Source organism: Kitasatospora sp. GAS204B, from assembly GCF_029892155.1.
Classification (GTDB): domain Bacteria; phylum Actinomycetota; class Actinomycetes; order Streptomycetales; family Streptomycetaceae; genus Kitasatospora.
In genome coordinates this window covers 23,169-35,441 of record NZ_JARZAG010000012.1, presented here as the reverse complement: position 1 = coordinate 35,441, position 12,273 = coordinate 23,169, and the positions used below count along the sequence as shown (strand labels likewise).

General features: G+C 72.3%; 15 protein-coding genes. 9 read left to right on the top strand and 6 right to left on the bottom strand.

The annotated features are described in order from the left end of the window. Nucleotides 1–171 precede the first annotated feature (171 nt). The 5 genes from P3T41_RS18065 (at nt 172) to P3T41_RS18045 (ending at nt 2,799) form a co-directional block, all read left to right on the top strand. Nucleotides 172–330: a DUF4177 domain-containing protein gene (locus P3T41_RS18065; protein ID WP_100889483.1), complete on the top strand. Its 159-nt coding sequence runs from the start codon at nt 172–174 to the stop codon at nt 328–330. Continuing rightward, on the top strand, nt 330–794 hold the full coding sequence (locus P3T41_RS18060) for a RidA family protein (RefSeq protein WP_280690913.1): 465 nt from the start codon (nt 330–332) through the stop codon (nt 792–794). Before P3T41_RS18065 ends, P3T41_RS18060 begins: the two co-directional genes overlap by 1 nt. Nucleotides 795–901: 107 nt before the next feature. Further along, the gene (locus P3T41_RS18055) at nt 902–1,813 is read left to right on the top strand and encodes an NUDIX domain-containing protein (RefSeq protein ID WP_280690912.1); all 912 of its coding nucleotides are present in this window, start codon (nt 902–904) and stop codon (nt 1,811–1,813) included. Continuing rightward, a complete protein-coding gene (locus P3T41_RS18050; RefSeq protein ID WP_280690911.1) occupies nt 1,800–1,967 on the top strand; it encodes a hypothetical protein in 168 nt (55 codons plus the stop codon). Before P3T41_RS18055 ends, P3T41_RS18050 begins: the two co-directional genes overlap by 14 nt. Before the next feature lie 10 nt (nt 1,968–1,977). Continuing rightward, nucleotides 1,978–2,799, top strand: a complete 822-nt coding sequence (locus P3T41_RS18045; RefSeq protein ID WP_280690910.1) for an MBL fold metallo-hydrolase — start codon at nt 1,978–1,980, stop codon at nt 2,797–2,799. 41 nt (nt 2,800–2,840) lie between these two features. On the opposite strand, the gene P3T41_RS18040 is transcribed toward P3T41_RS18045, so the two are convergent. Continuing rightward, complete coding sequence (locus P3T41_RS18040) at nt 2,841–3,515, bottom strand: Crp/Fnr family transcriptional regulator (protein WP_030060009.1); 675 nt, start codon at nt 3,513–3,515, stop codon at nt 2,841–2,843. A 381-nt stretch (nt 3,516–3,896) separates the two neighbouring features. Between P3T41_RS18040 and nth the strand changes: the two genes are divergently transcribed. From nth to P3T41_RS18020, 4 genes are all read left to right on the top strand, one after another. Beyond that, nucleotides 3,897–4,754 (top strand): endonuclease III, encoded by an 858-nt coding sequence (gene nth / locus P3T41_RS18035; RefSeq protein ID WP_280690909.1) that lies wholly within the window; start codon nt 3,897–3,899, stop codon nt 4,752–4,754. Continuing rightward, the gene (locus P3T41_RS18030; protein WP_280690908.1) at nt 4,751–5,422 is read left to right on the top strand and encodes a CoA pyrophosphatase; all 672 of its coding nucleotides are present in this window, start codon (nt 4,751–4,753) and stop codon (nt 5,420–5,422) included. Before nth ends, P3T41_RS18030 begins: the two co-directional genes overlap by 4 nt. An 85-nt stretch (nt 5,423–5,507) precedes the next feature. Beyond that, a complete protein-coding gene (locus tag P3T41_RS18025) occupies nt 5,508–6,695 on the top strand; it encodes a MarP family serine protease (protein WP_280690907.1) in 1,188 nt (395 codons plus the stop codon). Between the two features lie 215 nt (nt 6,696–6,910). Next, nucleotides 6,911–7,612: a metal-dependent hydrolase gene (locus P3T41_RS18020; RefSeq protein WP_280690906.1), complete on the top strand. Its 702-nt coding sequence runs from the start codon at nt 6,911–6,913 to the stop codon at nt 7,610–7,612. A 111-nt stretch (nt 7,613–7,723) separates the two neighbouring features. Here P3T41_RS18020 and P3T41_RS18015 read toward each other — a convergent pair whose 3' ends face one another. The 5 genes from P3T41_RS18015 to P3T41_RS17995 form a co-directional block, all read right to left on the bottom strand. Beyond that, nucleotides 7,724–7,927 (bottom strand): hypothetical protein, encoded by a 204-nt coding sequence (locus P3T41_RS18015; protein WP_280690905.1) that lies wholly within the window; start codon nt 7,925–7,927, stop codon nt 7,724–7,726. Between the two features lie 183 nt (nt 7,928–8,110). Next, nucleotides 8,111–9,028: an alpha/beta hydrolase gene (locus tag P3T41_RS18010; protein ID WP_280691116.1), complete on the bottom strand. Its 918-nt coding sequence runs from the start codon at nt 9,026–9,028 to the stop codon at nt 8,111–8,113. A gap of 317 nt (nt 9,029–9,345) precedes the next feature. Next, nucleotides 9,346–9,813, bottom strand: a complete 468-nt coding sequence (locus P3T41_RS18005) for a phage holin family protein (protein ID WP_280690904.1) — start codon at nt 9,811–9,813, stop codon at nt 9,346–9,348. A 134-nt stretch (nt 9,814–9,947) separates the two neighbouring features. Next, on the bottom strand, nt 9,948–11,237 hold the full coding sequence (nhaA, locus tag P3T41_RS18000; protein ID WP_280691115.1) for a Na+/H+ antiporter NhaA: 1,290 nt from the start codon (nt 11,235–11,237) through the stop codon (nt 9,948–9,950). A 365-nt stretch (nt 11,238–11,602) separates the two neighbouring features. Then, nucleotides 11,603–12,247 (bottom strand): response regulator transcription factor, encoded by a 645-nt coding sequence (locus P3T41_RS17995; RefSeq protein ID WP_280690903.1) that lies wholly within the window; start codon nt 12,245–12,247, stop codon nt 11,603–11,605. Nucleotides 12,248–12,273: the final 26 nt, after the last annotated feature.

The following is a 12,273-nucleotide window of genomic DNA, read 5'->3' as shown; positions in this document are numbered from 1 at the left end:
CTGCTGGGTCCTTGGCACGCTCGGTCTCCCTCCACTGGGCCCTCCTCGCGAGCGTAACCAGCGCTCGCGCCCGATGCCGGGAGCATTCGGCTGCCGGGTGCCCTCACGGCCCGCATTGTGTCCCACCTCACATCGGACTCCGGCGCGCGCGGACGGTCTAGAGTCAGGCCCATGACCAAGTGGGAATACGTAACGGTGCCGCTGCTCGTGCACGCGACCAAGCAGATCCTGGACACCTGGGGCGAGGACGGCTGGGAGCTCGTCCAGGTGGTGCCCGGGCCGAACAACCCCGAGCAGCTGGTGGCCTACCTCAAGCGGGAGAAGAACTGATGGGCAAGGTCGAGAGCCGCCTGGCCGAGCTGGGCCTGACCCTCCCCGAGGTGGCGGCCCCGGTCGCCGCGTACGTCCCGGCGGTCCGTTCCGGTGATCACGTGCTGACCTCCGGCCAACTGCCGATGGTGCAGGGCAAGCTGCGGGACACCGGCAAGGTCGGCGCCGAGGTCACCGCCGAGCAGGCCAAGGAGCTCGCGCAGATCTGCGCGCTCAACGCGCTGGCCGCCGTGAAGTCGGTGATCGGCGACCTGGATCTGATCGAGCAGGTGGTCAAGGTGGTCGGTTTCGTCGCCTCGGCGCCCGACTTCACCGGTCAGCCCGGCGTGGTGAACGGTGCCAGCGAGCTGCTCGGCAAGGTGCTCGGCGAGGCGGGCGTGCACGCGCGCAGCGCGGTGGGCGTCGCGGTGCTTCCGCTGGACGCGCCGGTCGAGGTGGAGATCCAGGTCCGGGTCCGCGCCTGACCCACGGTCCGCTGATCAGCGCTCGACCGACCCACGGGCCGCCGATCGGTGGACCACTGATCAGTAGCCCCTTCTCAGCGCCATGTCCGGGTGCATAGCATCCGGACATGGCAGCGAACCTCCCCGGCCCGCCCCCGGCCGCTCTCCCCATGCCGCCCGGCTGGCCCGCCCGGATCCGGGCGCTGGCGACCGGCCGGCTGACCCCGGTGGCGCCCAAGCGGGCGGCGACCGTGGTGCTGCTGCGCGACGGCGCGGACGCCGCCGCCGGCCCGCAGGCCTACCTGCTGCGCCGCCGCGGCTCGATGTCCTTCGCGGCCGGCATGTACGCCTATCCGGGTGGCGGGGTCGACCCGCGCGACGCCGAGCAGGAGCTCGGCTGGGCCGGTCCCGGCCCCGAGGAGTGGGCCGCCCGGCTCGGGGTGGACCGGGCGACGGCGCAGGCGGTGGTCTGCGCAGCGGTCCGGGAGACCTTCGAGGAGGCCGGGGTTCTGCTGGCCGGCCCGGATGCGCACACGATGGCCCCCGAGCGTGACTGGAGCGCCGAGCGGGCCGAGCTGGAGGCGCATCAGCTCTCCTTCGCCGACTTCTGCCGTGAGCACGGGCTGGTGCTGCGCAGCGACCTGCTGGCCGGCTGGGCCCGGTGGATCACCCCGGCGTTCGAGGAGCGGCGCTACGACACCTGGTTCTTCGTCGCCGCGCTGCCGCCCGGTCAGCGGGCCGCGCGCGAGGTCGGCGAGGCGGACCGGGTGGCCTGGCTGACCCCGGCCGAGGCGGTCCGGGGGCATGCCGAGGGCCGGTACGGGATGCTGCCGCCGACCGTCTCGGTGCTCCGTGAGCTGCTGCCGGCCCGCACCGCGCACGAGGCGCTGGAGCTGGCCCGGCGGCGCACCCTGACGCCGGTGCTCGGTCAGGCCGAGCTGGCGGGCGATCGAATGACCGTTCGCTGGCCTGGGTATGAAGAGCTGACCATCGACGGTCACTATCCCGAGGAAGGACCCCCAGCCGATGACCCACAATGACGTGGCTCGCGTGCTCGCCCCCCGTGCCCTGGCGGCTCGTCCGCTGACCCGCCCGTTGGCCTGCGAGTGCCCGGACCGGTCAGCCGACCTGGCTGTCCGCCCGCTGGTCCGGGCCCCGCAGGCGCGCGAACTGACCCGGCCCTTCCGCTCCTGAGGATTCCCCTGTGACAGGTCTGCTGCCCGGCGACCCCGCCGCCACCGTCGGCGGGGTCGCCACCGAGCGCGCGTTCTGCGTGCTCGCCCCCAACCCGTCCCCGATGACCCTGGACGGCACCAACACCTGGCTGCTCGCCGAACCGGACTCCGAGCTCGCCGTGGTGGTGGACCCCGGGCCGTTGGACGAGGGGCACCTGCGCGCGGTGCTGGCCGCCGCCGAGCAGCGGGGCAAGCGGATCGCCCTCACCCTGCTCACCCACGGCCACCACGACCACGCCGAGGGGGCCGCCCGGTTCGCCGAGCTGACCGGCACTCAGGTCCGGGCCCTGGACCCGGCGCTGCGCCTGGGCGAGGAGGGCCTGCACGGCGGGCAGGTGATCGAGGTGGGCGGTCTGGAGCTGCGGGTGGTGGCCACCCCGGGTCACACGGCGGACTCGCTCACCTTCCACCTCCCGGCGGACGGCGCGATCCTCACCGGCGACACCGTGCTGGGGCGGGGCACCACGATGGTCGCCCACCCGGACGGGGTGCTCGGCGACTACCTGGACTCGCTGCGCCGGCTGCGCGCGCTGGCGGCGCAGCACGGCGTGGGCACCGTGCTGCCGGGGCACGGTCCGGTGCTGACCGATGCGCTCGGCACGGTCGAGTACTACCTGGCACACCGGGCGGCCCGGCTGGCCCAGGTGGAGACGGCGGTCGAGGCCGGCTACCGGACGGCCCAGCAGGTGGTGGCCCGGGTCTACGCCGACGTGGACCGGGCGCTCTGGCCGGCCGCCGAGCTCTCGGTCCTGGCCCAGCTGCGATACCTGGAGGACCACGGGCTCATCTGACGAGCCCGTGGTCCCAGGTCCTGATCTGTGCGATCGCCCGCTCAGCGGGAGCGGCGGGAGAGCCGCTCGACGTCCAGCAGCACCACCGCGCGGGCCTCCAGCTTGAGCCAGCCGCGCCCGGCGAAGTCGGCCAGCGCCTTGTTCACGGTCTCCCGGGAGGCGCCGACCAGCTGGGCCAGCTCCTCCTGGGTCAGGTCGTGGGCGACGTGGATGCCCTCGTCGGACTGCACGCCGAAGCGTCGCGAGAGGTCGAGCAGCGCCTTGGCGACCCGGCCGGGCACGTCCGAGAAGACCAGGTCGCTCATCACGTCGTTGGTCCGCCGCAGCCGGCGGGCGATCGCGCGCAGCAGGGCGATCGAGACCTCGGGGCGGGCGTGCAGCCAGGGCTGCAGGTCGCCGTGGCCCAGGCCGAGCAGCTTGACCTCGGTCAGCGCGCTGGCGGTGGCGGTACGCGGGCCCGGGTCGAAGAGCGAGAGTTCGCCGATCATCTCGCTGGGGCCGAGCACCGCGAGCATGTTCTCGCGGCCGTCCGGCGAGGCGCGGTGCAGCTTGACCTTGCCCTCGGCGACCACGTAGAGCCGGTCGCCCGGGTCGCCCTCGTGGAACAGCGACTCGCCACGGGCGAGGGTCACCTCGGTCATGGAAGCGCGCAGCTCGCCGGCCTGTTCGTCGTCGAGCGCCGCGAAGAGCGCGGCGCGCCGCAGAACGTCGTCCACGTGCTTCCTCCTGTTCGCCGCCCGAGGTGGTGCCCTGGGACGGCTCGCGTGCTGGTGTTTCCGCCATTCTTTCGGTGGTCTTCGGCGATCCTTCGATCGATCTCCGACGATCCCCAGTGATGGAGGAACAGTGCTCTTCATCACCAAGCATGGCGCATGTCGCTCCGATCATATGAGGAGGGGGTGCGCTCTGGAGCCCGGTACACGGCCATCCGTACGCATCGGTTACTGATCGGTCATCTGCTGGTGACACCTCAGCGGGCCGCGGGCCGAGCTCGGTGACGACCCGGCCGAGGGGGCTGCCGGCCGGCAGATGACGGTGTGCGCCGGTGGCCTGCCAAAGCGCCACGGGAGTTCAGCCGACCGGCGTAGCCTGCGTGCATGGCAGAGAGCAAGGTCCGGCAGGCGGCGCCCTCGGTGCGGGCGGTCGCGAAGCCGAAGAAGCCCGAGTCCCAGCTGGCGATGGTGCGCCGAGCCCGGAAGATCAACCGCGCGCTGGCGGAGCTGTACCCGTACGCGCATCCGGAGCTGGACTTCGAGTCGCCGTTCCAGCTGCTGGTGGCGACGGTGCTGTCGGCCCAGACGACCGACCTGCGGGTGAACCAGACGACGCCGGCGCTGTTCGCGAAGTACCCGACCCCGGCCGACCTGGCGGCGGCGGTGCCGGACGAGCTGGAGGAGATCATCCGGCCGACCGGCTTCTTCCGGAACAAGGCGAAGGCGCTGATCGGGCTGTCGATCGCGTTGCGGGACGACTTCGGCGGTGAGGTGCCCAGGACCCTGGCCGAGATGGTCACGCTGCCCGGCGTGGGCCGCAAGACCGGCAACGTGGTGCTGGGCAATGCCTACGGCGTGCCGGGGATCACCGTGGACACCCATTTCGGGCGGCTCGCCCGGCGCTTCGGGTGGACCACCGAGGAGGACCCGGTGGCGGTCGAGGCGGCCGTCGCGGCGATCTTCCCGAAGTCGGAGTGGACGATGCTCTCGCATCGGGTGGTCTTCCACGGCCGGCGGATCTGCCATGCGCGCAAGCCCGCCTGCGGCGCCTGCCCGATCGCGTCGCTCTGCCCCTCCTACGGGGTCGGCGAGGTGGACCCGGAGAAGGCGGCCGCGCTGCTGAAGTACGAGCTGGGAGGCCAGCCGGGCCAGCGCCTGCGCCCGCCGGCCGACTACCCGGGCGCGCCCGCGCGGCCCGCCGCGGGCGACGGCGGCCAGGACGTGGACGGAGCGGCCGAGTGACGAGCAGCAGCACGCCGACCGCGATCGTCCGCGACGGCCTGCCGGACTGGCTGCTGCCGGTCCGGGCGGCGGCCGAGACGGTCCGCCCCGAGCAGCTCAGCCGGTTCCTGCCGCCGGCCGAGGGCGGTCGGCACTCCGCGGTGCTGCTGCTCTTCGGCGAGGGACCGGGCGGCCCGGACCTGCTGCTGACCGAGCGCTCCAAGGCGCTGCGCTCGCACGCCGGCCAGATCTCCTTCCCCGGCGGGTCGCTGGACGAGGCGGACGGCGATCCGCAGGGCTCGGGCCCGGTGGCCGCCGCGCTGCGCGAGGCGGCGGAGGAGACCGGTGTCGACCCCGGCGGGGTGCAGGTCTTCGCCACCCTGCCCGCGCTCTACATCCCGGTCAGTGACTTCGTGGTGACCCCGGTGCTGGGGTGGTGGCGCGAGGAGAGCCCGGTGGCGCCGGTGGACCTGGGGGAGACCGGCGCGGTCTTCCGGGTCCCGCTCGCGGAACTCGTCGACCCGGCGAACCGCGGCCGCTATCGGCACCCCTCGGGGTTCACCGGACCGGCCTTCGCGGTCGCCGGGCACGTGGTGTGGGGCTTCACGGCCGGCGTGATCGACCGGGTGCTGCACCACAGCGGGCTCGAGCTGCCCTGGGACAGCTCCCGCCTGATCACCCTGCCGTGAGGCGGGCCACCGCGGAGCGTCGCGCCGAGAGCCCGGTGGCCGGGTCCGCTGCCATGCGGTCCGGCATCCATGGGAGGGTGGCCCGGTGAACGTGCTCGATCTGCTGCTGCTCGCCGCCGCGATCGGCTTTGCTGTGTCCGGGTACCGGCAGGGCTTCGTGGTGGGCATCCTTTCCGTACTGGGCTTCCTCGGGGGCGGCCTGATCGCGGTGCAACTGCTGCCGTTGCTGCTCAGCCACCTCAGCCCGGGGACCACCGCCTCGGTGGTGGCGGTGGTCGTGGTGATCGTCTTCGCGGCGGTCGGCCAGGCGGCCACCACCCAGCTGGGTTGGAAGCTCCGGGGGCGGATCGGCGAGCGCGGTCCCGCCAAGGTGCTGGACGCGCTCGGCGGCTCGGTGGTGAACGTGCTGTCGATGCTGCTGGTCGCCTGGCTGATCGGCTCGGCACTGGCCGGGACCTCGATGCCCACCGTCTCCAAGCAGGTCAGGACCTCCAGGGTGCTCGGCGGGGTCCAGCAGGCGCTGCCCGCCGACGCGCCGAACTGGTTCTCCGACTTCAGCAAGGTGCTCTCGCAGAACGGTTTCCCGCAGGTCTTCAATCCGTTCGAGCACGAGCCGATCACCGACGTCCAGCCACCGGACCCGGCGCTGGCGGGCAGTCCCGCGTTGGCCAAGGCCCGGCAGAGCCTGGTCAAGGTGGTGGGCACCGCCCCCTCCTGCGGCAAGACCTTGGAGGGCAGCGGCTTCGTCTTCGCCCCGCACCGGGTGATGACCAACGCCCACGTGGTCGGGGGTGTCGACGAGCCGACCGTGCAGATCGGCGGGACAGGACCGCTCTACGACGCCACGGTCGTCCGCTACGACTGGCAGCGGGACATCGCGATCCTCGAGGTGCCCAAGCTCAACGCCCCGCCGCTCGCCTTCGCGGGCGAGGCCAAGACCAACGACAGCGCGATCGTGGCCGGGTTCCCGGAGAACGGGCCGTTCGACGTGCAGCCTGCCCGGATCCGCGGCGACATCCAGGCCAACGGCCCGGACATCTACCACCGCAGCCAGGTGGTCCGGGACGTCTACTCGATCCGTTCACTGGTCCGCCAGGGCAACAGCGGCGGTCCGTTGCTCACCCCGGACGGCGAGGTGTACGGGGTGGTGTTCGCCAAGTCGCTGGACAGCGCCGACACGGGCTATGCGCTGACCGCCGCCGAGGTGAAACCCGACGCGGTCGCGGGCGCGACCGACAGCACCCAGGCGGACACCCAGGGCTGCGCGCTCTGACAGCTCCCGGGCCCCTGCTCCCCACCCTCTGCTCCTGACGCGGCGTCGGCTCCGGCTGACGCCGCGTCTGCTTGGCGCCGCTCACCGGGCGGTGGATCCGTCGACCCGTCAGTTCCTCCTGATAGCGTCGGCGGCGCTCACCCGTTCGGCGCAATCTGGCTGGTGCGGGCCCGGCCGGCAGGACAGCCGGCGCCAAGCAAGAAGGAGTATCGGCCATGATGGGTCACTCGCACGCGGTCAGCGGCGCGATGCTGTACGCGGGCTCCGCGCCCTTTCTGCCGCCACTGTTGCTGCACACCCACCTGAAGCCGGCCGACATCCTGCTCGGCACGGTGCTCTGCGCCGGTGCCGCACTGCTGCCCGACCTGGACCACCACGACGGGACGATCGCCAACTTCCTCGGCCCGGTCTCCAAGGTGCTCTGCCGCTTCGTGGCCTGGATCTCGGGCGGTCACCGGCACGCCACCCACTCGCTGCTCTTCGTCGCCCTGGTGGGTGGCGGCAGTTGGGCCGGTGTCACCTATCTGGGTCGGCCGTTCACCCTCGGCATGACCTTCTTCCTGCTCGCCCTCGCGGTGAAGGCGCTGCGGATCCATCTGCCGGGCGAGGGACACACCACCTGGCTGAGCGTGCTCGGGATCTCGGCGCTGGGCACCTTCGTCCTGGACCGGTGGATGCCCGCCGCGCCGGGCTGGCTGCCGTACGCGGTCGCCCTCGGCGCCCTGGCCCACCTGCTGGGCGACAGCCTCACCAAGATGGGCGCGCCGTGGCTCTGGCCGTTCAAGCAGCGCTACGAGATCGTGCTGATCAAGCACAGCGGCAACAACGTCGAGACCAAGGTCCTGGTCCCGATCATGACGGTTGCCACCTTCGCGCTGCTCTGGTTCACCGCGGTCGAGCCGGCGGTCATCACCTGACGGACCGCCTGTTGTCGGGGCTTCGCCCCTTGTCAGGCCCGCGTGGCGCCCATGGCCGCGCGGGCCTCGCCGTCTTCGCTGCCGGGTGTTCGCCGCCGCGCCGGGCGGAGCTCAGGCCTCGCGCCGCAGCCGGGCGCCGACCCAGCGGGCGCGGCGGCCGAGGATGCGTGGGATGCCCAGTGGATGCGGCTCGGTGCCCGGGTGCTCGGACTCGGTGGTCCAGTCGCTCTGGTGCGGTGCGGGGTTCGAGTACGAGGTGCTCTGCGAGCTGCGGCTGACACGTCGTCCGCGAGGTGCGGCGGTTCGATCGGGCATCCAGGTCATGCAGGATGGATGCCCCTGCGCCCGGGGAGGTAACCACCTTCCTTCGGGCGAACCGGACTATGCCCACGGCATGCGACATCTCGTCATATCAACAGAGTCGGCAGGTTGGTCACCTGAAGCCTCGCCGGCCTCGTTGAGCCTCACCGGCCCCGCCGACCAGTGCGCGCGAGCGCCCTACCGCTGGTGCTCGCGAACCCAGGCGACCAATTCGGCGCTGAATTCCTCCGGTACCTCCTCGTGCGGGAAGTGGCCCACTCCGGGGAGCAGCCGCCAGCGGTACGGCGCCGCCACGTACTCGCCGGCGCCGAGCGCGGTGTGGGCGAGCAGCACCGGGTCGGCCGCGCCCTGGATGTGCAGCGTCGGCGCGGTCACCGGCTTCTTCATCCGTCGCGCGAACTGGATGCCGTCCGGACGGCCCATCGAGCGCACCAGCCAGCGGTACGGCTCGATCGAGCAGTGCGCGGTGCTCGGGATCTGCATCGCCTTGCGGTAGTTCGTCACCGCCTCGGCGCCCAGCCGGCTCGGGCCGGTCCACGCGGCGAGGTAGTCCGCGACCTGCGCGGCATCCTCCGCGACCAGCCGTCGCTCCGGTATCCAGGGCCGCTGGAAGCCGAGCACATGGTCGTACGCGGCCATCTGCCGACGGTCGCGCAGCAGGGCCCGGCGCAGGTGGCGCGGATGGGCGGCCGAGACCACGGTCAGGCTCCGGATCACCGAGGGCCGCATCACCGCCGCCACCCAGGAGAGCGAACCGCCGCTGTCGTGCCCCACCAGGTGGGCGCTGTGCTCGCCGAGCGAGCGGATCACCCCGGTGATGTCGAGGGCCAGGTTGGTCGGGTCGTAGCCGCGCGGGGTGCGGTCGCTGCCGCCCATGCCGCGCAGGTCCAGGGCGACCGCACGGAATCCCGCCTCGGCCAGCGCGGTCATCTGGTGCCGCCAGGCCCACCAGTACTGCGGCCAGCCGTGCACCAGCAGGACCAGTGGCCCCTCCCCCTGCTCCGCGATGTGGAACCGGGCACCGTTGGCGGCCAGGTCCCGGTGCGTCCACGGGCCTGGCACCCGGACGTTCCAGCCGGCCGGCCGCCCGCCCATCGGCGAAGCGCCCGCGACCGCCGACGCGCTGCCGCCTGACCCGCCCTCACGCCGAGCGGTCGCCGGCCCGACGGGGCCGCCGGGCGCGCTGGGCCCCTCGGAGCTGCCCGGCTGTCGGGGCGCTCCGGTCTCCCCGGACTTCGAACTCGCGTGCGGTCCTGCGGTGGCGGGCGGAACAGGCGTCTGGTCGAGCGGCATACCGAGAGCGTTTCACATCCGGGCGCGGAACACGGCCCCGGCACTCGTACGGGCTACCGCCGACTACGACGGATACCGTACGTCGCGCCACCCGCGGGCCGTGCCCGGACGGCGCGTGCTCAGTGCTCCAGGGCCGCGCGCTCCTCGGGCGTGGCCGGCCGGGGGCGGGCGTTCTTCAGCACCTCCGCGGTCGCGTGGGCACCCTCGATGGTGCGGCGCGGCGGCTCGATCTTCTTGAAGGACCGCCAGGCCAGCAGGCCCAGGACCGCGGCCAGCAGGACGAACGCCCCGCCGACGACCGCGAACGAGGCGCTCAGCGGCAGGCCCCAGTACTTCAGCAGGTAGGCCGCCGCGAAGCTGAACATCGGGATCGACGCCAGCGCGATGACGCCGGCCACCACCAACGAGACGCTGCCCGCCACGCCGCGCTTGACGTCCTGTCGGATCTCGGCCTTCGCCAGCGCGATCTCGTCGTGCACCAGGGCCGACAGGTCAGCCGTGGCCGCGGCGAACAGCTGCCCGACCGAGCGCTCGCCCTCGTAGGGCGCCCGGGAGCTGCCGGACGGACCTGCGGTTCCTGCGGACATCTGGTCTTCTCCTCTGCTGAGATTCCGGACAGCTCAGAATCATGCCCCTACCGGCCAGTCAGGCACCACTTCGGGCCACTCGCGGCGGACGGTGTGTCACCCGCCCGCAGCCGCCCGGACCGAGACCCATCCCATCATGCATGCCGCTCGATCGGACCGTGCCCGGGCCGGGGGAGGGCGTCGCCCTGGTACACGTCCGGGATCCCGTCCCCGTCGCTGTCCAGTTCCTCCTCCTCCCACAACTGCCGGTAGTGCCGGTTGCGAAGCTTGAGCAGGACGGTCGCCACCACCGCGCAGAGCACCGAACCGATCAGCACCGCCGCCTTGGCCCGGTCGGCCAACTCGGGGTGGTCGGTGAACGCCAAGTCGCTGATCAGCAGGGAGACCGTGAAGCCGATGCCCGCCAGCGTGGAGAGGGCGAACAGGTCGGCCCACTTGAGCTGCGGATTCAGCTCGGCCCTGGTGAACCTGGCCGCCAGCCAGGTCCCGCCGAAGATGCCCACGGTCTTGCCCACCAGCAGGCCGAGCACGATGCCCAGCGGCATCGCCTGGGTGAAGACGTCCTTGATCGCCGAGGGCGAGATCGTCACGCCCGCCGCGAAGAGCGCGAACACCGGCACCGCCACCCCGGCCGAGAGCGGCCGGACCAGATGCTCGATGTGCTCACCGGGGGACTCCTTCTCGTCGCCCTCGCGGTGACAGCGCAACATCAGGCCCATCGCCACACCCGCCACCGTCGGGTGCACCCCGCTCTCGTGCATCAGCGCCCAGATGACCACGGCGAGGGGAACGAACAGGTACCAGCCGTGCACTCCCCGCCGGTGCAGGAACCAGAACAGCACCAGGCCCGCCAGCGACAGCCCGAGCGCCCAGAACTTGATGCCGGAGCTGTAGAAGACCGCGATGATCAGGATCGCGATCAGGTCGTCCACCACGGCCAGCGTCAGCAGGAACGCCCGCAGCGCGGACGGCAGATGACTGCTCACCACGGCGAGCACCCCGAGGGCGAAGGCGATGTCCGTGGCGGTCGGGATCGCCCAGCCGCCGGGATGTCCACCGGAGCCGCTGTTGGCCACGGCGTAGACGATCGCGGGCAGTGCCACCCCGCAGACGGCGGCGACCACCGGCAGCACCGCGGCACTGGGGGAGCGCAGCTCGCCGGCGACGAACTCGCGCTTGAGCTCGATGCCCGCGACGAAGAAGAAGATGGTGAGCAGCCCGTCGTTGGCCCAGGCCTCGAGCGTGAGGTTCAGGTGCAGCGGCACCGAGGGGCCGATGGTGTGGTGCAGGACGCTCTCGTAGGCGTGCGGCCAGACGTTGGCCCAGATGAGTGCCGCGATCGCGGCGAGCAGCAGCAGGATGCCGCCGACGGTCTCGGTGCGCAGGGCGGCTGCCAGGAAGCGGCGCTCGGGCAGCGGGAGCATGCCGAGGAACTGACGCCGCTGCGGGGCCGGGGAGGTCGGCGGCCGGTGCTGAGCCGAGGGGTCGGGCGAGTGGTCGGCGGAGTGGTCGGCGGAGTGGTCATGGGGCGGCGGGCTGGCCACGCGGGAGACCTCCAGGGCGCGGGAAGGGCATGCGGATGCACCGGTGGTGCGGTGCCGACCAGACTTCCCGGCGCGCCTCGAAGAGCTGTCGCCGATCTTGTTGCGACTTTGACAGTCTACGGGGTGTCGAGGGTCGATATCCGTTTTGTCGTACTTTATGTGCGCTTCTCGCTGTGCGTCGGCTGACCTGCCGATGCGCTCGTCCCGCCCCGCCGACCCGCGTGCTCAGCCCGGCTGAGCCACCGTCAGGCCCCCAGGTGACGCAGGACGGCCAGCACGCGCCGATGGTCGGCCGCCGAGACCGGGAGGTCGAGCTTCAGGAAGATGTTGGCGACGTGCTTCTCGACGGCGCGCTCCGTGACCACCAGTCCCGCCGCGATGGCCGCGTTCGACCGCCCCTGCGCCATCAGCGCGAGGACCTCCCGCTCCCGGGGGCTGAGCTCGCTGACCGTGCTGCGCGTCGGGCCGGCGCCCATCAGCTGGGTGACCACCTCGGGGTCGAGCGCGGTGCCGCCGGCCGCCACCCGCTCCAGCGCGTCGACGAAGTCCTGCGTGTCGAGCACCCGTTCCTTGAGCAGATAGCCGACGCCCGCCGAACCGCCCGCCAGCAGTCGGCCCGCGTACTGGGTTTCCACGTACTGGGAGAAGATCAGGACCGCCAGCGCGGGATTGGCCGCCCGCAGCTCGATCACGGCGCGCAGACCCTCGTCGGTATGGGTCGGCGGCATCCGGATGTCGGAGACCACCAGGTCCGGACCGTGTTCGAGCACCGCCGTCCGCAGCTGTTCGGCGTCCGGAACCGCCGCCACGACCTGGTACCCCTCCTCCTCCAGCAGTTGGACCAGTCCGGCCCGCAGGATCGCGGTGTCCTCGGCCACTACCACCCGCATCGTCGAGCGCTCCTCACGTTGTAGCT

Bases quoted from the DNA above. Each gene is read 5' to 3' on its own strand.
- P3T41_RS18065 (WP_100889483.1), top strand. From the start codon at position 172: ATGACCAAGTGGGAATACGTAACGGTGCCGCTGCTCGTGCACGCGACC.
- P3T41_RS18060 (WP_280690913.1), top strand. From the start codon at position 330: ATGGGCAAGGTCGAGAGCCGCCTGGCCGAGCTGGGCCTGACCCTCCCC.
- P3T41_RS18055 (WP_280690912.1), top strand. From the start codon at position 902: ATGGCAGCGAACCTCCCCGGCCCGCCCCCGGCCGCTCTCCCCATGCCG.
- P3T41_RS18050 (WP_280690911.1), top strand. From the start codon at position 1,800: ATGACCCACAATGACGTGGCTCGCGTGCTCGCCCCCCGTGCCCTGGCG.
- nth (WP_280690909.1), top strand. From the start codon at position 3,897: ATGGCAGAGAGCAAGGTCCGGCAGGCGGCGCCCTCGGTGCGGGCGGTC.
- P3T41_RS18020 (WP_280690906.1), top strand. From the start codon at position 6,911: ATGATGGGTCACTCGCACGCGGTCAGCGGCGCGATGCTGTACGCGGGC.
- P3T41_RS18015 (WP_280690905.1), bottom strand. From the start codon at position 7,927: ATGCCCGATCGAACCGCCGCACCTCGCGGACGACGTGTCAGCCGCAGC.
- P3T41_RS18010 (WP_280691116.1), bottom strand. From the start codon at position 9,028: ATGGGCGGGCGGCCGGCCGGCTGGAACGTCCGGGTGCCAGGCCCGTGG.
- P3T41_RS18005 (WP_280690904.1), bottom strand. From the start codon at position 9,813: ATGTCCGCAGGAACCGCAGGTCCGTCCGGCAGCTCCCGGGCGCCCTAC.
- nhaA (WP_280691115.1), bottom strand. From the start codon at position 11,237: ATGCTCCCGCTGCCCGAGCGCCGCTTCCTGGCAGCCGCCCTGCGCACC.
- P3T41_RS17995 (WP_280690903.1), bottom strand. From the start codon at position 12,247: ATGCGGGTGGTAGTGGCCGAGGACACCGCGATCCTGCGGGCCGGACTG.